Genomic DNA, 395 nt, shown 5'->3' on the forward strand with positions numbered 1-395 from the left:
CTTTGGTGGTATTGTTCGTTGTGATAGGATAGCAAATGGAATTTTAGAAGCTACTAAGAATGTTGAGGTAAATATTCCAATTGTAGTGCGTCTTGATGGTACTAACGCAGCAGAAGCAAAGACAATTTTAGATAATTCAAATCTTAAAAATATCAAAGCAGCAACCAATCTTAAAAACGGTGCAGAGCTTGTAAAAAGTTTAGTAGGATAAGGATGGAAAATGAGTATATTGGTTAATAAAAATACAAAAGTAATAGTTCAAGGTTTTACGGGTAAAGAAGCAACTTTTCACGCTGAGCAATGCATGGCTTATGGTACAAATATAGTTGGAGGTGTCACCCCTCATAAAGGTGGACAAACTCATTTAGGTAAACCAGTTTTTGATACCGTTGCAG

2 pseudogenes are annotated in these 395 nt (G+C 35.2%); both read left to right on the plus strand.

The window, feature by feature from the left end:
- Positions 1-211 (plus strand): annotated as a pseudogene (sucC, locus tag IR141_RS12950) (succinate--CoA ligase subunit beta); the annotation flags it as partial.
- A 9-nt stretch (positions 212-220) separates the two neighbouring features.
- Positions 221-395: pseudogene (locus tag IR141_RS12955) on the plus strand (succinate--CoA ligase subunit alpha); the annotation flags it as partial.

The organism is Neisseria sp. 19428wB4_WF04 (assembly GCF_015235335.1).
In the GTDB taxonomy this organism is placed as follows: Bacteria; Pseudomonadota; Gammaproteobacteria; order Burkholderiales; family Neisseriaceae; genus Neisseria; species Neisseria musculi.